Genomic DNA, 19,353 nt, shown 5'->3' with positions numbered 1-19,353 from the left:
GGAGGACGGACGTTGGGGCGGCTGACCGGCGGGGACCCTTCGCTGCTGCGCAGGATCAATTCAGCGGTGGTGCTGCACGCGTTGCGCGCGACGGACCACGCGACGCTGACCGAGATCACCCGGGTGACCGGTCTGTCCCGGCCGACGGTCGAGGGCGTGGTCGAGGGGCTGGTCGAGACGGGACTCGTCGTGGAGCGGGCGGCCGACGAGGGCGCCGCACGGCGGCAGGGGCGGCCCGCGCGGCGGTTCCGGTTCCGGGCGGAGGCCGGTCATCTGCTGGGCCTGGACATCGGAGCCCACCGGGTGACAGCGCTCGTCGCGGATCTGGACGGCCAGGTGCTGGGCACGCTGTCCAAGGACGTCGACGAGAAGGCGCCGGCGGACGAACGGCTGGAGCGGCTGCGCACGACGGTCGCGGAACTGCTGCGCCGCGTGGGCGTCTCCCGCGGCTCGCTGCGTGCGGTCGGCGTGGGCAGCCCCGGGGTCGTCGAGACCGACGGCACGGTGCGGCTGGGCACGGCCCTTCCGGAGTGGACGGGGCTGAAGCTGGGCGAGCGGCTGAGCCGTTCGTTCAAGTGCCCGGTGCTGGTCGAGAACGATGCCAACGCGGCGGCGGTCGCCGAGCACTGGAAGGGCGCGGGCACCGACTCCGACGACATGGTGTTCGTGCTGGCGGGCCTCAGCCCCGGCGCCGGTTCGTTGATCGGCGGGCGGCTGCACCGGGGGTTCGGGGGCGCGGCCGGGGAGATCGGAGCCCTGCATCTGCTGGGCCGCGGCGCCAGGCCGGAGGCGTTGCTGTCGACCACCGACGAGCCCCTGCATCCCCTGGACGAGCAGGCGGTGGCCGAGGTGTTCGCGCACGCGCGTGAGGGCGACGAGCGGGCCCGCGCGGCCGTCGACCGCTTCGTCGACCGGCTCGTCCACGACGTGGCGACGCTCGTCCTGGCACTCGACCCCGAGGTGGTCGTCATCGGCGGCTGGGCGGCCGGCCTGGACGGCGTGCTCGACCCGCTGCGCGGCGAACTGGCGCGCTGCTGTCTGCGCCCTCCCAGGGTGACGCTCTCCAAGCTGGGTGCGGCGGCCGTCGCGACCGGGGCACTGCGGTTGGCGCTGGACCATGTGGAGGAGGAGCTGTTCGCGGTGGAGAGCACGGTGACGGCGCGGCGCTGAGCGGCAGAGGAGCCTCGCGCGGTCGGGCACAGAAAATCGCGCCCCGGACATCCCGGGGCGCGACTGGTGCGGCTTCTCGGACGGTTCAGGAGGCGCGGCGCTCCGGACCGTGGTGGATCTCGACACCGTCGTGGTCACCGAAGGTCAGCCGGCAGGTGTCGGCCCGGTAGGTGGCCACGGAGACCGCCGCGGTGCGCCCCGCGGCGAAGAAGCGGGTCGTGACGACGAGGACCGGGGCGCCGGGCAGCCGGTCGAGCTCCTTGGCGTCCTCCGCGCTGGCCGAGCCCAGCTCCACCGCACGGTCCTGGCCCTCCAGCTCCAGGTGCCGGAGCTCGCGCAGCACGGCACGCGCGCGGGCCGCACCGGAAGGGGTGTCTATGGCGGGGAGGGCGGGCACGGAGGACGCCGGGACGTAGACCAGTTCGGCGGCGACGGGCTGGCCTCGGCTCACCCGGGAGCGGCGCACCGTGTGCACCTGCTCGCCGTGGACGGACTCCAGGAGGTCGGCCACCGCCGCGGGCGGAGCCGCCACCGTGCAGTCGGCGGGCTGCCAGGCGTCGCCGGCCGCGCCCGGCCAGGTGTGCTCCTCGGTTCCGACGGCCACCCCCATGCGCGGCGGGGCGACAGTGGTGCCGACTCCGCGGCGGCGCTGGAGCCGGCCTTCCAGTTCGAGCTGCTCCAGTGCCTGGCGGAGCGTGGCGCGGGCCACGCCGAAGCGGGCCGCCAGGTCACGCTCGTTGGGCAGGATCTCACCCACCGAGAACTCGGAGTCCAGTGCTTCACTGAGCACGGTCTTGAGGTGCCAGTACTTCGGCTCCGGCGCCGTTTCGAGCTGCGTGGTCCCCACCCTGTCCTCCGCGTTTCGCCGTGGCCGGCGGCGTTTTAGCGCCCTTGTTTATTAAAGGTTGTTGCACTTTCTCTGCGACCATAAGGCGGCCCTCACCCTTGGTCAAGACCAATCCCGGGGAGTAGGACGGCTGCGTGGTGAGGTGGCTAGTCCCGCGACGGCTGGTGGTCGACCGTCAGCGACAGCAGCTTCTCCGGGTTGCGCAGGATGTAGACGCACTGGACCCGGCCGTCCACGACGTCGAGTTGCAACACGCTGTCGACCTTGTCGCCGGACAGGGTGACCAGCGCGGGCCCGCCGTTGATCTCCATGAAACGGAACGACACGTCCGGTACTCCCTTCCGGGCCGCACCGTGCATGAACCGCCCCACCTTGTCGGCCGACTCCAGCACCCGCACGGGCGCCTGCGCGAGACCGCCGCTGTCGCCCACCAGGCGGACGTCGGGGGCCAGCAGCGACATGAGGTCCTCCAGGTCGCCCCCGGCCGCGGCGGCGAGGAACTTCTCCGTCATCTCGCGGCGCTCGGCCGGGTCCACCTCGTAGCGTGGCCGCCGCTCGTCCACGTGCTTGCGGGCCCGTCCGGCGAGCTGGCGCACGGCGGGTTCGCTGCGGTCGAGGACGGCCGCGATGTCGGCATACGGGTAGCCGAAGGCCTCGCGGAGGACGAAGACCGCGCGCTCCAGCGGTGACAGGGATTCCAGGACGACGAGGACGGCCAGCGACACGGAGTCCGCGAGCACGGCCCGCTCGGCGGCGTCCGGAACCGTGTCCGCGAAGTCGGTGATGTACGGCTCGGGCAGCCAGGGGCCGACGTACGCCTCGTTGCGCGACTTCACGTGGCGCAGCCGGTCGATGGCGAGCCGGGTGGTGATCCGGACGAGGTAGCCGCGTGGTTCGCGCACGTCGGCAGGGTCGGTACCGGACCAGCGCAGCCACGCTTCTTGGACCACGTCCTCCGCGTCGGCCACCCGACCGAGCATGCGGTAGGCGACGCCCATCAGGACGGGCCGGTGTTCTTCGAAGACCTCGGTCGCGGTGTCGGTGGTCACGCCCTCCATCCCATCCGACGGGTGCCGCCCTGTCCAGGCGACGCCCGGCGGCCACTTAGGCGTGGCGACCCGGACGTGGCGCGGGCGGGCGCCCGCGATCCCAGTGCGACCCCGGCACCGACCAGCGCGCTGCCGAGGGCCTGTGCGAGGCCGTACGAGCCCGTGCCGACGAGGGGGGCGGTGCAGGCGGCGGCCACGGGGATGAGACCGGAGAAGAGCGTGGCGCGCTCCGCGCCGATGCGCTCCATGCCCATGTACCAGCAGACGAAGCCGATGACGGTGACGACCACCGCCTGCCACAGCAGCGCGGCCGTCTCGGTCGGGTCCGGTGTGCGCAGCCAGGCGGTGCCCTCCGTGAGGACGCCGGCCGCCGCCGACTCGACCGCGGCGATCCCGCACACCGTGGCCGACAGCAGCCGTGGTCCGAGCGGGCGCAGCACCGGCACGGCGAGCACCGCGAAACCGACCTCCCCCACCAGGGCGCCCAGGGAGAAGGCGATTCCGGCGCCGTCGGTACGGCCCCACCCCTGGACCGTGAACGCGCCCGCCGCGACGAGCGACGCGCCGTACAGGACGAGCCGCTGCGGTCGACGCCCCTCCATGAGGGGGATGACCACGGCGACGACCACGGGCGCACAGCCCACGAAGACGCCGGGTACGGCGGGTTCCGCGGTGCGCTCGGCCGCGATCACCGCGAGGTTGAACCCGACCATGCCGACGGCCGCGAGCAGCGCCAGCCGCGCCCACTGACGCGGGGCCAGCCGCCGCAGGGCTGCCGAGCCGCCGCGGCCGACCAGCGGGAGGAGCAGCAGACAGGCGAGGCCGTAGCGGAGGAACTGGCCGCCCGCGTACGGGTAGTCACCCAGGAGGCTGTTGGCGGTGAAGGAGGCGCCGACGAGGACGCAGGCGAGGGCGGTGAGGAGGGTTCCGCGGGTGGTCGTGGCGTTCATGGTGGTGACGCTATGAAGGCGGGCGGTCCGGTTTAAGGTCCACTTCCATGACGTCATCGGGGACCAATCCGGAAGGCCGGCGAGGTCCGCAGGGTCCGCCGTCGGGTTCCGCTCCGTGGGCCGCCTCCTGGGAACTGCTTCTGCCGGCCGCCTCCGCACCGGCACGCGCGCGTGGGCGCACGTTGCAGGCGGCGCTGCGCGAGGCGGTCCGTACGGGGCGGCTCGCGCCGGGCACCCGGCTGCCGTCCAGCCGTGAACTGGCCGCCGATCTCGGCGTGTCACGGGGACTGGTGACAGAGGCGTATGAACAGCTGGCCGCCGAGGGGTATGTGAGGAGCGGGCGGGGCTCGGGCACCTGGGTGGGCGATGCCGTACGGTCCGCGCGCCCCCGGGCGCGTGACCTCGCCCCGCGTCTCCCCGGTGCCCGCGCCGACTTCCTCCCCGGGACACCGGACCTGTCGCTGTTCCCGCGTGCCGCGTGGGCGGCGGCACAGCGCGGAGTGCTCGCCGAACTCCCGCACCACGCGCTGGGCTACCCCGATCCGCGCGGGCTGCCCCGGCTGCGTACGGCGCTCGCGGAGCTCCTCGCCCGGCGCCGGGGCGTGGTCGCGGACCCGGAACGGATCGTGGTGGTCTCGGGCGTGGCCCAGGCGGCGGCCCTGCTGGGTTTCGTGCTCCACGCGCGCGGGGTACGCACCGTTGGCGTCGAGGACCCCGGGAGCCCCCAGCACAACGCGCTGTACGCCTCGGCGGGCATCGGCGCCGTACCGCTGCCGCTGGACGCGGAGGGACTGGCCATGGGCCCGCTGCGGGAGGCGGGGGTACGGGTCGTCGTGACCACGCCCTCCCACCAGTTCCCGTCCGGGATCGCGTACTCGGCGCGCCGGCGGGCCGAACTCCTCGGCTGGGTACGCTCGTTGGGCGGGTTGGTCGTCGAGGACGACTACGACGGGGACTTCCGCTACGACCGGGCCCCTGTGGGTGCGCTTCAGGGCCTCGACCCCGAGCGGGTCGCGTACACCGGGTCCGTCAGCAAGTCCCTCGCCCCGGGGTTGCGGCTCGGCTGGCTGCGCGTCCCTCAGGCGCCGGCCGAGGAGGTCGTGGAGCGGAAGCGGACCATGGACCTCGGCCATCCGACGCTCGACCAGGCGGTGTTCGCCCGCTTCGTCGAGCGGGGCGACTACGACCGTCAACTGCGGCGCTGCCAGCGCGCGTACCGGGAGCGGCGCGACGCGCTCGTAGCCGCCCTGGAGGAACACCTTCCCGGCACGGAGGTGTCCGGGATCGCGGCGGGGCTGCACGTCATCGCCACGCTGCCCGACGCGTACGGACCGCTGGACCGGTTCATGAGACGGGTGACGGCGGCCGGGGTCTCGGTGCGTCCGCTCGCGGACCACGGGCGGGTTCCGGACGACCGGGTGCGGTTGGTGCTGGGATACGCGCATCTGTCGCCGGGGCGGATTCGTGAGGGGGTGCGACTGATGGCTCGGGTCGCTCCGTGAGGGCACGGGCCGCTCCCTCCCGTGCCTGAGGTCCCGTGCCCGAGGACCCGTGCCTGAGGACCCGTGAACCGGCTCCCGAGGGCGCGACGCGCCCGGAGTCGCACGCCGGTTCCTTTCTTCGCGCGGTCGGCTGTTCACTTGTGGTTTCCGTGTGAGCCGTGGTGCACCAGTAGTTGTGGCAGTGCCCATTGGCCGGATCCGTCCCTGGAGGCGCATTCATGTCACACCGTTCGCAGAGCCCCCTGCCCGGCCGCCGCAGCGTGCTGCGCGGCTCTCTCGCCGCGTCTGCGGCCCTGGCCGTGCCCGCCACCCTCGGCGCGGCACCCGCGTTCACGCTGTCCGGACGGCCGCAGGCCGGATGGGGCGTGCAGACCGGGGACGTGACCACCAATTCCGGCCTGGTGTGGGTGCGCTCCGACCGCCCGGCCCGGATGATCGTCGAGACGTCCGCGACCGAGTCCTTCCGTAACCCGGTCCGCCGGCACGGCCCCCTGCTCGGCTCCGGCACGGACTTCACCGGGACGACCCGGCTGCGCGGCCTGCCGTCGGGCGAGCAGATCCACTATCGCGTCCTGCTGGCCGACCCGGACGACCCGCGCCGCACCGGCGAGCCGGTCACCGGCACGTTCCGTACGGCACCGGCGAAGCGCCGTGACGGAGTGCGCTTCGTGTGGTCGGGCGACCTGGCGGGACAGGGCTGGGGCATCAACCCGGACCTGGGCGGCTACCGCATCTTCGACGCGATGGGCGCGCTGGACCCGGACTTCTTCCTGTGCAGCGGCGACAACATCTACGCCGACGGGCCGATCGCGGCGACGGCGACGCTTCCCGACGGCAGCGTGTGGCGGAACATCACCACCGAGGAGAAGTCCAAGGTCGCGGAGTCCCTCGCGGAGTTCCGCGGCAACTTCCGCTACAACCTGCTGGACGAGAACCTCAGGAACTTCAACGCCCAGGTGCCGTCGATCATCCAGTGGGACGACCACGAGGTGCGCAACAACTGGTACCCGGGCCAGGTGATCCTGGACTCCGACACCCGCTACACCGAGAAGAGCGTCGACGTCCTGGTGGGGCGCGCGCGGCAGGCGTTCAGCGAGTACTTCCCCATCTCCACGCTGCGGCCGGGCGAGCGGGACGGCCGGGTCCACCGAGTGCTGCACCAGGGCCCGCTGCTGGACGTGTTCGTGCTCGACATGCGCACGTACCGCAACGCCAACTCGCCGGACGACCAGACCACCGACCCGCAGGGCATCCTCGGCGCCGAGCAGCTTGAGTGGCTGAAGCGCGAGTTGTCCCGGTCGCGTGCGGTGTGGAAGGTGATCGCCGCCGACATGCCGCTCGGCCTGGTCGTCCCCGACGCGACCGAGGGCAAGCAGCACATCGAGGCCGTGGCGCAGGGCGACCCGGGCGCTCCGCTGGGCCGTGAGCTGCAGATCGCGGAGCTGCTGCGGTTCATCAAGCACCGCAGGATCACGGGCACGGTGTGGCTGACCGCCGACGTCCACCACACCTCGGCCCAGCACTACCAGCCGTCGCGGGCCGCGTTCACCGACTTCGAGCCGTTCTGGGAGTTCGTCTCCGGACCGCTCAACGCGGGTGCGTTCCCGGCGAGCGCCCTCGACAACACCTTCGGCCCGGAGCGGGTGTTCGTGAAGGCGCCGACCGCCTCGAACGTCTCGCCTGCCGGCGGTTACCAGTTCTTCGGCGAGGTCGACATCGACGGTGACAGCGGGGAGCTGACGGTACGGCTGCGCGAGCAGGACGGGACCGTGCTGTTCACGAAGGTCCTGCAGCCGGGACGGGTCGGACAGTAACCCTGAGACGACCCTGACACCGATGGCGTCCGCACCTGCGCGCACAAAGAGCAGCAAAAGGTGCGGAACGCTACTTAACCGATCAGTCACAGAGAGTTCGTGATCACGCAACACCCTACCGTCACAGTGATTGCATGACTCCTGAGATGTCTGATGTGAAGCGGGCGAGAGACGGTCGCCCCGTCCACCACTGGCGACGGGACGTGGTGGAACTCGCCGCGCTGTTCACGGCCGTGGCGGTCGCCGACGCCGTGGCGAACCTGATCGGGCACGGGCCGGACGGTCCGGCGCTGCTGCTGATCTCGGCGTTAGTACTCATCGCCACGGCCGGCTTCCACATGTGGTGGTCACGCCGCCACGGCCACGCACCGCCGGCGGACGATACCGGCGCCCGGCCGCCCGCCGAGGAGCAGCAGGCCGGGCCGTCCGGGTCCGAGGGGGCGTTGGCGCTGTGGCGGATGAGGACGACGGTGAAGGACGAGCCCGGCTCGCTGGCCACGCTGTGCGGCGCGCTGGCCGGTCACCGGGTGGACATCCTCAGCCTGCAGACGCATCCGCTGGCCGAGGGCACGGTGGACGAGTTCCTGCTGCGTGCGCCCGAGGAGCTGCCCGCCTCCGAGATCACCCGTGCGGTGTCGCAGGCGGGCGGCGGAGATACGTGGATCGAGCGGGCCGACGCCCACGACCTCGTCGACGCGCCCACCCGGGTGCTGGGCCTCGCCACGCGGACGGCGCTGGACGCGGCGGAACTCCCGCTCGCCCTGCGCCAGTTGCTCGGCCGGTGCACCATCCGCTCGCTTCCCTCCCCCCAGTTCTCGGCTCCTCCCCCACTCTCGGCTTCGCTCGAGCGGGGGGACCCCCATGAGCAGGAGGGACCTCCGTCGGCTCCCGACGCGGCCCTGCCCCAGGAAGAGGCCCCGGAGGACACGGTGATGCGGCTGCGGGCGCCGGAGGGCGGGGTGATCACGGTGGAGCGGCCGTATCTGCCGTTCACGCCGACGGAGTTCGCGCGGGCGCGGGCCCTGGTGGAGCTGGACGCCCGGCTGGGTCCGCGGATTCCGCGCAGCCAGGACGTGCTGAAGCTGGCGGAGGGCAGCGACATAAAGGTACGGCGCGCCGACACGGACGACCTCGACGCGGCGAAGGCGATGCACGCGCGGTGCTCGGCGCGCACGCTGGGCCTGCGCTACCACGGCCCGGTGGGCGACGCCGACCGCTACCTCAACCACCTCCTCAGCCCCCGCTTCGGCCGCACCCTGGCCGTGCAGACGGCCTCGGGGAAGATCGTCGGTCTCGGCCACCTGATGTGGGACGGCGACGAGACGGAGGTCGCGCTGCTGGTCGAGGACGCGTGGCAGCGGCGGGGCATCGGCAGCGAACTGCTGGGCCGTCTGGTGACGATGGCGGCCGAGGCGGGCTGCGCGAGCGTGTACGCCGTCACGCAGTCCTCCAACACCGGCATGGTCGCCGCGATGCGCGGCCTGGGGCTCCCCCTCGACTACCAGATCGAGGAGGGCACCCTGGTCGTCACCGCCCGCCTGGACGCGACACCAATGGCCTCCCGTCTGCCGTACGAGAGGGCCCAGGAGCGCTAACGCTCCGCCGGGAGCGCCGGTCCGTGCCCAGCGCCCCGTCGAGGTCGCCCCACAGGTCCTCGACGTCCTCCAGGCCCACCGACATACGGAGCAGACGGTCGCTGACCCCGGCCCCGTGCCGGTCCGGCTCCGCGACGATGCGGTGGCTGATGGACGCGGGATGCTGGATCAGCGTGTCGACGCTGCCGAGGCTCACGGCCGGTGTGACGAGGCGGACGCCGGCGATCACCTCGTGGGGGTCGCCGTGGACCTCGAAGGCGACCATGGCGCCGCCGATACGCGGGTAGTGGACGCGGGCGACACGTGGGTCGGCGGCAAGGCGCCGGGCGAGTTCCGCGGCGGTCGCGGAGGCCGCGCGGACCCGTACCGGCAGGGTCGCGAGGCCGCGCAGCAGCAGGTAACCGGCGAGCGGGTGGAGGACGCCGCCGGTGGCGAAGCGGACCTGGCGCAGCCGCCCGGCGAACTCCTCGTCGCAGGCCACGACCCCGGCCATGACGTCCCCATGGCCGCCGAGGTACTTGGTGGCGCTGTGCAGGACGAGCCGGGCGCCGTGTTCCACCGGGCGTTGCAGCACGGGCGTGGCGAAGGTGTTGTCCGCGAGGAGCGGCACCGAACCGCAGGCGTGGGCGATGGCCCGCAGGTCGAGTTCGGCGAGGGTCGGGTTGGCCGGGGACTCGACGAGCACCAGCCCGGTGTCGGGGCGCAGCGCGTCCGCGATGCCGGCCGGGTCGACCCAGGTGACCTCCGAGCCGAGCAGTCCCGCGGTCAGCAGATGGTCGCTGCACCCGTACAGCGGGCGTACGGCGACGACGTGGCGCAGCCCCGTCGAGGCACGTGCGAGGAGCACGGCGCTCAGCGCGGCCATGCCGCTCGCGAACGCGACCGCGCTCTCGGTGCCTTCGAGCCGGGCGAGGGCCGTCTCGAAGCGGGCGACGGTCGGGTTGCCGAGCCGCCCGTAGACCGGTGTCCCCTCCGGCAGTGCGCCGTCGGCGGCGAAGGCGTCGATACGGGCGGCCTCGCCGCGGCTGTCGTACGAGGGATAGGTGGTCGACAGGTCGATCGGCGGGGCGTGCAGGCCCTGGCGCGCGAGGTCGTCGCGGCCCGCGTGCACGGCTTCGGTGGCCAGCGCGCGCGGCGTGGTGCGTGCGCGGTCGTACGCGTGCGTGCTCGATGGGTTCATGGGCGCCAGGGTGAACATCGAGCGGGCTGTCAGCGGTGAGCCCCGTGTTACGTTCGGCGCATGGCTGAATCCGTCGCACTGGATCCGGTGGATCTCCACCTTCTGCGGTTGTTGCAGAACGACGCCCGGACGACCTACCGCGATCTCGCGGCGCAGGTCGGGGTGGCGCCGTCGACCTGCCTGGACCGGGTGACGCGGCTGCGCCGCTGCGGCGTGATCCTCGGTCATCGGCTGCGGCTCGATCCGGCCAAGCTCGGTCGCGGCCTGGAGGCGCTGCTGTCCGTGCAGGTCAGGCCGCATCGACGGGAACTGGTGGGGCCGTTCGTGGAGCGCATCCGGGCCCTTGAGGAGTCACGGACGGTCTTTCATCTGACCGGCCCTGACGACTATCTCGTGCATGTCGCGGTCGCGGACATGGCGGATCTGCAGCGGCTGGTCCTCGACGAGTTCACCTCACGGCGGGAGGTGGCGCGGGTGGAGACCCGGTTGATCTTCCAGCAGTGGGACTGCGGGCCACTGCTGCCGCCTCGCGCCGACCGCGTCATGCCCTGAGCGGAATCCGGCCGTCCGGCGGCGCGCGCCTGGTTCACCGGGCTGACGCCGCCCCCACCGCCGTACCAGGATGGCCCGTATGTCTGACACCAAGAGCCCACTGCCCCGTGAAGTCGCCGACGCCTACGTCGACGAGCTCGTCGCCTTCGACCCGGTGACCGGTACGTACCTCGGTGTGAAGGAGAGTTCGAGCAAGCTGCCCGACACGTCGCCCGCAGGCCAGGAGGCCGAGGCGGAGCTGATGAGGGCGACGCTCGCCCGGCTGGACGAGGCGGAGCGGCAGCCGGGCGCGGACAGCGACATCGAGCGCCGCTGCGCGCGCCTGCTGCGCGAGCGGCTCACCGCGCAACTTGCCGTGCACGAGGCCGAGGAGGGCCTCCGGGCGGTCGGCAACATGTCGACGCCGGCGCACCATGTGCGCGACATCTTCACCGTGACCCCCACCGACACGGACGAGGACTGGGCGGCGATCGCCGCCCGGCTGCGCGCGGTGCCGGCCGCGCTGGCGGGCTACCGCGAGTCCCTCTCCCTCGGTCTGGAGCGCAAGCTGTACGCGGCTCCACGCCCCACCGCCACGTTCATCGAGCAGCTCACCGAGTGGGCGGACATGGACGGTTCGGGCCGTGGCTGGTTCGAGGACTTCGCGTCGGCGGGCCCCGACGCGCTGCGCGCCGAACTGGACGAGGCGGCCGGCACGGCGACCGCGGCCGTCGTCGAACTGCGGGACTGGATGCGCGACACGTACACACCCACCGTCGAGGGCGCCCCGAACGTGGTGGGCCGCGAGCGGTACGCACGCTGGTCACGCTACTTCAACGGTACGGACCTGGACCTGGACGAGGCGTACGCGTACGGCTGGTCGGAGTTCCACCGTCTGCTCGTCGAGATGAAACAGGAGGCCGAGAAGATCCTCCCGGGCGCGAAGACGCCGTGGGAGGCGCTGGCGCACCTCGATGAGCACGGCCGGCACATCGAGGGCGTCGACGAGGTCCGGGAGTGGCTGCAGGTCCTGATGGACCGGGCGGTCGAGAAACTGGACGGCACGCACTTCGAACTCGCGGAGCGGGTACGGAAGGTGGAGTCCCGCATCGCCCCGCCGGGCGGCGCCGCGGCCCCGTACTACATGGCTCCGTCCGAGGACTTCTCACGCCCGGGCAGTACCTGGCTGCCCACCATGGGGCTGACCCGCTTCCCGGTGTACGACCTGGTGTCGACCTGGTACCACGAGGGCGTCCCCGGCCACCACCTCCAGCTCGCGCAGTGGGTGCACGTCAAGGACGACCTCTCCCGCTACCAGGCCGCCGTCGGCGGCGTCAGCGCGAACGTGGAGGGCTGGGCCCTGTACGCGGAGCGGCTCATGGACGAGCTGGGCTTCCTGGCGGACGCGGAGGAGCGGCTCGGCTATCTCGACGCGCAGATGATGCGTGCGGCCCGCGTCATCGTCGACATCGGTATGCACCTGGAGCTGGAGATCCCGGCCGACTCCCCCTTCCGTCCGGGGGAGCGCTGGACGCCCGAGCTGGCCCAGGAGTTCTTCGGCGCGCACAGCAGCCGCCCGGCGGACTTCGTGGAGAGCGAGCTGACCCGCTATCTCACCATCCCCGGCCAGGCCATCGGCTACAAACTCGGCGAGCGCGCCTGGCTGTTGGGCCGCGAGAACGCGCGGCGGCGCCACGGCGACGCCTTCGACCTCAAGGCCTGGCACATGGCGGCCCTGTCCCAGGGTGCCCTGGGCCTGGACGACCTTGTGGACGAACTGTCGCAGCTCTGACGGTGCGGTGGGCGGGGGACGGATGCCGGCGGGTCTCCGCGGCATCCGTCACGCGCCCACGCGTCCCGTCTCAGCGACGGAACCCGCCCTCCGAGTCGATGACCTGCCCGGTGATCCACGCGGCCTCGTCCGTGGCAAGCCAGGAGATGAGGCGGGCGGGGTCGTCGGGCATGCCCCAGCGGCCGGCCGGGAACATCGCGGCGATGGCCGCGTAGTCGTCGCCGCTTCTGTAGTCCGTGTCCACGGGGCCGGGGTTGACGGTGTTCACGGTGACGGCGAGGTCGGCGAGGGTGGTGGACAGAGAGCGGGTGATCGAGGCGAGGGCGCCCTTCTGGAGGGCGTACGCGATCTCGCCCGGCATGCCGCCCGCGATGTCCTGCCCGGAGGTCATCATCATCACGCGCCCGCCCGGGGTGCGCGGCGGGAGGGCGGCCCGGAGCCGGGCGTACGCCTGGACGAGGAGGAGCACCGAGCGGGTGTCGACCGCCCAGTGGGCGTCGAGCATCGCGGAGTCGATGGTGTCGAGCGCGCCGTCCGAGCCGGAGAGGGCATGGTTGGCGACGAGGATGTCGAGGCGTCCGCCGAGCGCGTCCGCGGCCCGTGACACCAGTTCGGCGGGCGCGGCCGGGTCGGACAGGTCGCCCGGCCCGTCGAGCACCCGCGCGTCCGGGTCGCCGAGCACCTCGCGCACACCGGCGGCCACTTCCTCCGGATGGTCGGCGCCCCAGGGCATGGCGGTGTCGTGCGGCACGTGGTGGTGCAGGTACACGCTCGCCCCGTACGCGGCGAGACGGCGGGCCACGGCGTAACCGATGCCGCCGCGTCTGCTCGCCCCGGTGACGAGGGCCGTGCGACCGCGCAGGGGCAACGGGTCGCGACGCAGTTCTTCCGGCGCGGGGTGTGGGAACTGAGGCATGGGCGCCCATGATGCGGGGCGGGCGCGTGCGGCGCATGCGAATTTCGTACGCCCCGCACCGCGGCGCCGGTCAGGCGGCGAGCTGTCGCAGCCTGACGAGCCCCAGCCAGGTCTCGGGACCGGCCGATACGTACGCGGCGCTCACCCCGTAGCGTCCCGGCTCCAGTTCGACGCGCAGATGGTCCGTGCGACGCGAACCGTCCCCCGGCCAGGCGGCGTCGAACACGACCACCGAGCCCGGCACCCGCCACTCCACCTCCGGTTCCCACAGCGCGGACTCCAGCGCCGTGGGAACCCCCGCGAGGAGTTCGTCCTCGGAGTTCGCTGCGTACCACCGGACGAAGGTGCCGTGCTCGGGGAGGTAAGCGGTCGAGGCGGGTTCGTCGCCCAGCACGAGAGCCCTGGTGTCACCGACGGGGAGTAAACCGATGGAGCCGTTGATGTCGCAGGCCCGATCGTAGTCGGACGACAGCTCGCCGCCGTCCGCTCCCGTCCAGAACGGCAACACCACTTCAGGTACCGCGATGAGCGGTCCCCCGCCCGACTCCACCCACTGCGTCACACCTGGAACCGCGTATCGAGACATGCGAAGAGAAACTACACGGGGCGCGCCGGACGATGATCAGTGTCCCCTACATTTTCAGCAGCCGCAGTCCTCCGCGTCCACCGGTGCGGTCAGCATGTCGGTGGCGCGGCGTTCAGGGCCCTCCCACGTCTCGTACGCGAAGCCCTCCCGCACCCAGTACTCGAAGCCGCCGAGCATCTCCTTGACCCGGAAACCGAGTTCGGCGAGGGCGAGGGCAGCACGGGTGGCACCGTTGCAGCCCGGGCCCCAGCAGTACGTGACGACGGGGACCGCCTTGTCGAGGAGTCGCTCCGCCTGGTCGGCGATGAGGGCGGTGGGCAGGTGGACCGCACCGGGGACGTGGCCCTGGTCCCAGGACTCCGTGGAACGGGAGTCGAGGATGGCGAAACCGGGGTCGCCGTCGGCGGCGAGGGCGGCGGCGACGTCGGACACGTCGGTGTGGAAAGCGAGGCTCGCGCGGAAGTGGGCGGCGGCGGCCGCGGGGGACGCCGGGGCGACGCGCAGGACGGGGTTCACAACAGTCGTCGTGGTCATGGCGGGAAATCTATGTCCGGTGATCCAGCTCCCTGAAGAGGCAATCCACGGCGTGGGTCTTGATCGGCCGGGGATTCCCCTGTTGTGTGAGGGGCATGACCTCGTATTCTCCGGACGCCACCGACTGGCGCATCCTCGACGTCCTCCAGCGGGAGGGCCGGGCCAGTTTCGCCGAGCTGGCGCGGGCCGTCTCGATGTCCGCGAGCGCGGTCACGGAACGGGTGCGGCGGCTGGAGGAGGCGGGCGTCATCCAGGGGTACGCGGCGGTCGTGGACCCGGAGCGGCTGGGGCTGCCGATCCTGGCGTTCGTGCGGCTGAGGTACCCGCACGGCAACTACAAGCCGTTCCACGACCTCGTCGCCGCGACCCCGGAGATCCTGGAGGCGCACCACGTCACGGGCGACGACTGCTTCGTCATCAAGGTCGCGGCCCGTTCGATGCGTCATCTGGAGGAGGTGACGGGGAGGATCGGCGCGCTGGGGTCGGTGACCACGAGCGTCGTCTACTCGTCGCCGCTGCCGCGCCGCCCGCTGGGCCGCTGACCGCGCCCACCCCGCCTCATCCGGCCCCCCTCTGCCGTACGACCGACCCCGACCTGCCCTTCACGATCTCCAACTGGGCGTGGATGCGCCGTCGGAGGTCGGCGACGTGGCTGACGATGCCGACGCTGCGGTCGCGCTCGCGGAGCGCGTCCAGGACGTCCAGGACCTCGTCGAGGGTCTGGTCGTCGAGGCTGCCGAAGCCCTCGTCGATGAAGAGGGTGTCGAGGCGCACGCCGCCCGCCTCGTCGGTGACGACGTCCGCGAGGCCGAGCGCCAGGGCGAGCGACGCGAAGAACGTCTCGCCGCCGGACAGTGTCGCGGTGTCCCGCTCCCGGCCGGTCCAGGCGTCGACGACGTGGAGTCCGAGTCCGCTGCGGCCGCGTCCGGCGCGGTCGGCGGAGTGGACGAGGGTGTAGCGCCCGGACGACATGCGCCGCAGCCGTACGGTCGCCGCGGCGGCCACCTGTTCCAGGCGGGCGGCGAGCACGTACGCCTCCAGGCGCATCTTGCGTTCGTTGTCCGCGGAGGTGCCGGCCGCGAGGCCGGCCATGCGGGCCACGCGGTCGTACTCCTCGCGCAGCGGCGCGAGCCGCCGGACGGAGACGGCGGCCCGGGCGGACAGCCGGTCGAGTTCGGTGCAGCGGCGCGCGGCCGCGTCCCACGCGGAGACCGTGTCCTGGAGCCGCCTCCCGGCGGCTTCGGCGGCCCGCTCGGCCGTGTGCAGGTCGGCGGGCGGCTGCTGGGCGGCCGCGGCGGTGTCGGCCTCCGCCAGGACGGCGCGCACGGCGGCCTCCTCCGACTGCCAGGCGTCGAGCCGCCGTTGGAGGTCGCGGTGCTCCGCATCGTCGAGAAGCGCGGCCGCCGCGGCCTGCGGGGTGTCGAACCCGGCGCGGAAGGCGGCGTCGGCAAGACGGGCGTCGGCGTCCTTGAGCCGCTGCGCCGAGTCGTCGGCCGCGCGGGCCGTGTCGGCCGCTTCGGTGAGCAGTGCGGCCTGCCGTTCCAGTTGGGCGGCGCGTGCGGCCACGGAGTCGGCGGTGCCGCGCGCCTCGGCCAACTCGGCTTCCAGGGACGCCTTCTCGCGGTCCAGCGTGTCCCGCCGGGCGACCCTGGACGCGCCCCGGACCGCAGCCTCCTGCCCGGCGGCGAGCCGTAGCTCCCGCTCGTGCTCGGCCCTGCGCAGTTCCTCCTGCGCGGAGTGAAGCCCCAAGGCGCCTCGGCGGGCCTCGGCGTGTCTCTCCTCCAACTCGACCATCTGCTGGGCGAGTTGTCCGGTGGCCGTGTCTCCCGCCTCGGCGCTGGCCGCGGCCAGCGCCTCGCGTACGACACCGAGGCGCCGCTCGTCCTCGGCGCTCTCCTCCTCGGCGCGCTGGTGGGCGGCGAGGGCCTGCTCCTCGGCCTCACGACCGACGTGTCCGGCCACCTTGCGGGCGGGCCTCGGGTGTTCGGTGGCGCCGCAGACGGCACAGGGCTCACCGTCGGCCAGTTTGACGGCGAGCTCGGCGGCGATGCCCCGCAGACGCTGCTCCTTGAGGTCGAGCCAGTGGGCGCGGGCGTCCACGGCCCGTTCGCGGGAGGCGAGCGCACGCTGGTGAGCCTCATCCGTGTCGCCGGCCAGCTGGTCGCGCAGCCGTGCGGCGTCCAGCCGCCCCCGCGCGGGGTCGCGCTGCACACCGAGCTGTTCGGCCCGGGTGGCGGCCTCCTGGGCGGACTCGATCCGGCTCTGGAGGGCGGCGCGGGCCGTGTCCCAGCCGGAGAGCCAGCTCTCGGCCTCGTGGAGCACGTCCTCGTCGGCCCGCTCCTGGCGGTCCAGGTCGGCGCGCTCGGCGACGAGGCCGGCCAGCCGCTGCTCGGCGCGCCGGGCCGACTCCAGTCCGCCCAGCTCCTCGGCGGCCTTGCGTGCGGCGGCGGCGAGCCCCGCCGCACCGGCCTCGGCGTACGCCTGCGGGAGCAGGGCACGCGCGCGTGTCTCGTCCGTCGCGGCGCGGTGGTGCTCGGCCTCGGCCGCGTCCCGGAGGTCCAGCGCGGGCGCGACGGTCTCGGCCTTGCGGCCGCGCTCCATCCGCGTCTGCGCCTGGCGGTGGGAGTCGGCCCGCTCCTGAAGGAGCCGGGCCCGCTCCTTGGCCTCCGCGAACCTCCGTTGCTGTCGCGCCAGTTCGCGTACGTCGTCGAGGGTGCGCTCGGTGGCGGCCCGTGCCGAGTCGGCGGCGGCCCGTGCGCAGTGCGCGATGGTGAGCCGCTCGCGCGCCGTACTGCGGGCCACGGCCGCCCAGGCCAGCACCGCCTCGGCGAGCCCCGGGTCGCCCGGCGCCAGCTCGGGTGGGGGCGTCGCGTCACCGGCGGCCTGCTGCATGCGGTGCGCGTCGGCGAGCAACTCCGTGTCGCCCGCCCGGACTTCGGCCTCCGTGGTGCGCCTGCGCTCGGCGAGACGCTTCTCGACCTCGGCGAAGCGGTGCGTGTCGAAGAGCCGACCGAGGAGCTTTCCGCGGGCCTCGGCGTCGGCACGCAGGAAACGCGCGAAGTCCCCCTGGGGCAGCAGCACGACCTGGCAGAACTGCTCGCGGCTCATGCCGAGGAGCTGGGTGATCTCCTCGCCGATCTCCTGGTGGGAGCGGCTGAGGTCCTTCCAGGAGCCCGCCACCGGGTCGTACTCGCGCAGCCAGCTCTGCGCCTTGTCGAGTGTCGTGCCCGTGCCGCGCTTCTTGGGGCGCTCCCAGGGCGGCTGCCGGGTGACCTCCAACCGGCGTCCGGCGACGGTGAGTTCGAGCCGGACCTCGGTACGGGTCGTGGGCGCCGCGTGGTCGCTGCGCAGGGTCAGCCCCTGGCTGCTGTGCCGGGCGCCCGGCACCGAGCCGTACAGCGCGTAGCAGACGGCGTCGAGGACGGACGTCTTGCCCGCGCCCGTCGGACCGTGCAGCAGGAAGAGCCCGGCCGCCGACAGTTCGTCGAAGTCGACCTGCTGGGAGCCGCCGAACGGCCCGAAGGCCGTGATGTCCAGGTGGTGCAGCCTCACCGGGCGCCCTCCCGCACGGCCTCGTCGGCACGTACCGCGTCGAACGCGTCCTGGAGCACGGCCTGTTCGCGCTCGTCGGGCCCCGCGCCGCGCACATGGGCCACGAAGTCCTCCGCGATCTGCCGGTCGTCGCGGCCCGCGAGGCGTCTGGCGTAGGAGACGTCCGGGTCCTCGGGGGACCGCTCAGGGGCGAAGACGAGGCTGAGCGTGTGCGGGAAACGCTCACTCAGCCGTGCCATGGGGTCGGCCGGGCGGACGGGGTCGGTGAGGGTCGCCTCGATCCACGCGCCCTCGTACGGCGCGAGCTCCGGGTCGGCGAGCAGGTCCTCCAGCTCCCCCCGGATACGGGCCAGCGGGCGTGGCACCGGGCAGTCGACCCGCTCGGCCTCGACCGAGCCGTCGGCGCCGAGGTCGACGAGCCACATGCTCTTGCGGTGGTCCGTCTCCGAGAACGAGTACGCCAGCGGGGAGCCCGAGTACCGCACGCGCCCGGTGATGACCTGGCTGCCGTGCAGGTGGCCCAGCGCCACGTAGTCCACGCCGTCGAAGACTCCGGCGGGCACCGAGGCGACTCCACCCACGGAGATGTCGCGCTCGCTGTCGCTGGCCTCGCCGCCGGTGACGAAGGCGTGGGCGAGCACCACGGAACGCGTGCCCCCGGCGCGTGTGGCGAGATCCGCGCGGACCCGGTCCATGGCGGCGGCGAGCACGGCCTCGTGGCCCGGCTTGTCGACCCCGAACTCGTCCTTCACCAGCGCCGGTTCCAGGTACGGCAGCCCGTAGAACGCCACGTCGCCGTGGGCGTCGGCGAGCACCACGGGTGTGCCGCACGCCGAGGCGTCGGTCCGCAGATGGATGCCCGCGCGGCCGATGAGCCCGGCGCCGACGCCGAGCCGGCGCGCCGAGTCGTGGTTCCCGGAGATCATCACCGTCGGCACCCCCAGCTCCGCCAGCCGGTGCAGGGCGTCGTCGAACAGCTCGACCGCGGCCAGCGGGGGCACCGCCCGGTCGTACACGTCCCCCGAAACGACCACCACGTCCACCTCGCGCTCGCGCACGCATCGGACGAGGTGGCCGATGAACTCGGCCTGGGCCCCGAGCATGTTCACCCGGTGGAACGCCCGGCCGAGATGCCAGTCGGAAGTGTGCAGCAATTTCATGAAATCGCTCTGACCTGCACGTTTACCCCCATTACGCTGAAAAACCAGCACGAGCCAGCACGGGCTCTCCGTCAACACCCGCCACGCTAATGCATGCCGTCCCCTGATCCGGTATCGCGATCCGGGCGGTGGGAGAAGCGGCAGCGGGAAAGGGAGCCTGTCGGGGGTCCGGGCA

The 19,353-nt window shown here is 73.0% G+C and carries 16 protein-coding genes; 7 read left to right on the top strand and 9 right to left on the bottom strand.

From position 1 onward, the window contains the following. The first annotated feature begins 12 nt into the window (after positions 1 to 12). Entirely contained in the window at positions 13 to 1,170 is a 1,158-nt protein-coding gene (locus FPZ41_RS04175; RefSeq protein WP_152859188.1) for an ROK family transcriptional regulator, read from the top strand. Positions 1,171 to 1,255: 85 nt separating this feature from the next. On the opposite strand, the gene FPZ41_RS04170 is transcribed toward FPZ41_RS04175, so the two are convergent. The 3 genes from FPZ41_RS04170 to FPZ41_RS04160 form a co-directional block, all read right to left on the bottom strand. Further along, positions 1,256 to 2,017 carry a GntR family transcriptional regulator gene (locus FPZ41_RS04170; protein WP_322619806.1) on the bottom strand — a complete coding sequence of 254 codons (762 nt, stop codon included), beginning with the start codon at positions 2,015 to 2,017 and terminating at the stop codon, positions 1,256 to 1,258. A 146-nt stretch (positions 2,018 to 2,163) separates the two neighbouring features. Further along, positions 2,164 to 3,066, bottom strand: a complete 903-nt coding sequence (locus tag FPZ41_RS04165; protein ID WP_322619805.1) for an RNA polymerase sigma-70 factor — start codon at positions 3,064 to 3,066, stop codon at positions 2,164 to 2,166. Further along, positions 3,063 to 4,016 (bottom strand): DMT family transporter, encoded by a 954-nt coding sequence (locus FPZ41_RS04160; protein ID WP_152859184.1) that lies wholly within the window; start codon positions 4,014 to 4,016, stop codon positions 3,063 to 3,065. The genes FPZ41_RS04165 and FPZ41_RS04160 overlap by 4 nt, the downstream gene beginning before the upstream one ends. 47 nt (positions 4,017 to 4,063) lie before the next feature. Between FPZ41_RS04160 and pdxR the strand changes: the two genes are divergently transcribed. From pdxR to FPZ41_RS04145, 3 genes are all read left to right on the top strand, one after another. Beyond that, positions 4,064 to 5,518, top strand: a complete 1,455-nt coding sequence (gene pdxR, locus FPZ41_RS04155) for a MocR-like pyridoxine biosynthesis transcription factor PdxR (protein WP_152859182.1) — start codon at positions 4,064 to 4,066, stop codon at positions 5,516 to 5,518. Positions 5,519 to 5,736: 218 nt separating this feature from the next. Further along, complete coding sequence (locus FPZ41_RS04150; RefSeq protein ID WP_152859180.1) at positions 5,737 to 7,332, top strand: alkaline phosphatase D family protein; 1,596 nt, start codon at positions 5,737 to 5,739, stop codon at positions 7,330 to 7,332. 134 nt (positions 7,333 to 7,466) lie between these two features. Then, the gene (locus FPZ41_RS04145; protein WP_152859178.1) at positions 7,467 to 8,927 is read left to right on the top strand and encodes a GNAT family N-acetyltransferase; all 1,461 of its coding nucleotides are present in this window, start codon (positions 7,467 to 7,469) and stop codon (positions 8,925 to 8,927) included. Here FPZ41_RS04145 and FPZ41_RS04140 read toward each other — a convergent pair. Beyond that, on the bottom strand, positions 8,860 to 10,107 hold the full coding sequence (locus FPZ41_RS04140; RefSeq protein ID WP_152859176.1) for a trans-sulfuration enzyme family protein: 1,248 nt from the start codon (positions 10,105 to 10,107) through the stop codon (positions 8,860 to 8,862). The two genes, FPZ41_RS04145 and FPZ41_RS04140, sit on opposite strands and share 68 nt — an antisense overlap. Before the next feature lie 60 nt (positions 10,108 to 10,167). On the opposite strand from FPZ41_RS04140, the gene FPZ41_RS04135 reads away from it, so the two are divergent. Continuing rightward, on the top strand, positions 10,168 to 10,659 hold the full coding sequence (locus FPZ41_RS04135; RefSeq protein WP_152859173.1) for an Lrp/AsnC family transcriptional regulator: 492 nt from the start codon (positions 10,168 to 10,170) through the stop codon (positions 10,657 to 10,659). 79 nt (positions 10,660 to 10,738) lie between these two features. Continuing rightward, on the top strand, positions 10,739 to 12,430 hold the full coding sequence (locus FPZ41_RS04130; RefSeq protein WP_152859171.1) for a DUF885 domain-containing protein: 1,692 nt from the start codon (positions 10,739 to 10,741) through the stop codon (positions 12,428 to 12,430). Between the two features lie 70 nt (positions 12,431 to 12,500). On the opposite strand, the gene FPZ41_RS04125 is transcribed toward FPZ41_RS04130, so the two are convergent. The 3 genes from FPZ41_RS04125 to FPZ41_RS04115 all read right to left on the bottom strand — a co-directional run bounded on the left by FPZ41_RS04125 (position 12,501) and on the right by FPZ41_RS04115 (position 14,466). Then, positions 12,501 to 13,346, bottom strand: coding sequence for an SDR family oxidoreductase (locus tag FPZ41_RS04125; RefSeq protein WP_152859169.1), 846 nt, complete (start codon positions 13,344 to 13,346; stop codon positions 12,501 to 12,503). Positions 13,347 to 13,416: 70 nt separating this feature from the next. Beyond that, complete coding sequence (locus FPZ41_RS04120) at positions 13,417 to 13,932, bottom strand: immunity 21 family protein (RefSeq protein WP_152859167.1); 516 nt, start codon at positions 13,930 to 13,932, stop codon at positions 13,417 to 13,419. Positions 13,933 to 13,986: 54 nt separating this feature from the next. Then, entirely contained in the window at positions 13,987 to 14,466 is a 480-nt protein-coding gene (locus FPZ41_RS04115) for a rhodanese-like domain-containing protein (RefSeq protein WP_152859165.1), read from the bottom strand. A gap of 95 nt (positions 14,467 to 14,561) precedes the next feature. Between FPZ41_RS04115 and FPZ41_RS04110 the strand changes: the two genes are divergently transcribed. Next, a complete protein-coding gene (locus tag FPZ41_RS04110; protein ID WP_131561477.1) occupies positions 14,562 to 15,008 on the top strand; it encodes an Lrp/AsnC family transcriptional regulator in 447 nt (148 codons plus the stop codon). Between the two features lie 16 nt (positions 15,009 to 15,024). On the opposite strand, the gene FPZ41_RS04105 is transcribed toward FPZ41_RS04110, so the two are convergent. Beyond that, positions 15,025 to 18,018, bottom strand: a complete 2,994-nt coding sequence (locus FPZ41_RS04105) for an SMC family ATPase (RefSeq protein WP_322619804.1) — start codon at positions 18,016 to 18,018, stop codon at positions 15,025 to 15,027. Beyond that, positions 18,015 to 19,178, bottom strand: a complete 1,164-nt coding sequence (locus FPZ41_RS04100; protein ID WP_152859163.1) for an exonuclease SbcCD subunit D — start codon at positions 19,176 to 19,178, stop codon at positions 18,015 to 18,017. Before FPZ41_RS04100 ends, FPZ41_RS04105 begins: the two co-directional genes overlap by 4 nt. Positions 19,179 to 19,353 lie beyond the last annotated feature (175 nt).

This window comes from Streptomyces acidicola (assembly GCF_009377235.1).
GTDB classification, from domain to species: Bacteria; Actinomycetota; Actinomycetes; order Streptomycetales; family Streptomycetaceae; genus Streptomyces; species Streptomyces acidicola.
Note: the sequence above shows the minus strand (reverse complement) of the source record. Positions and strands in the feature narration are given on the sequence as shown.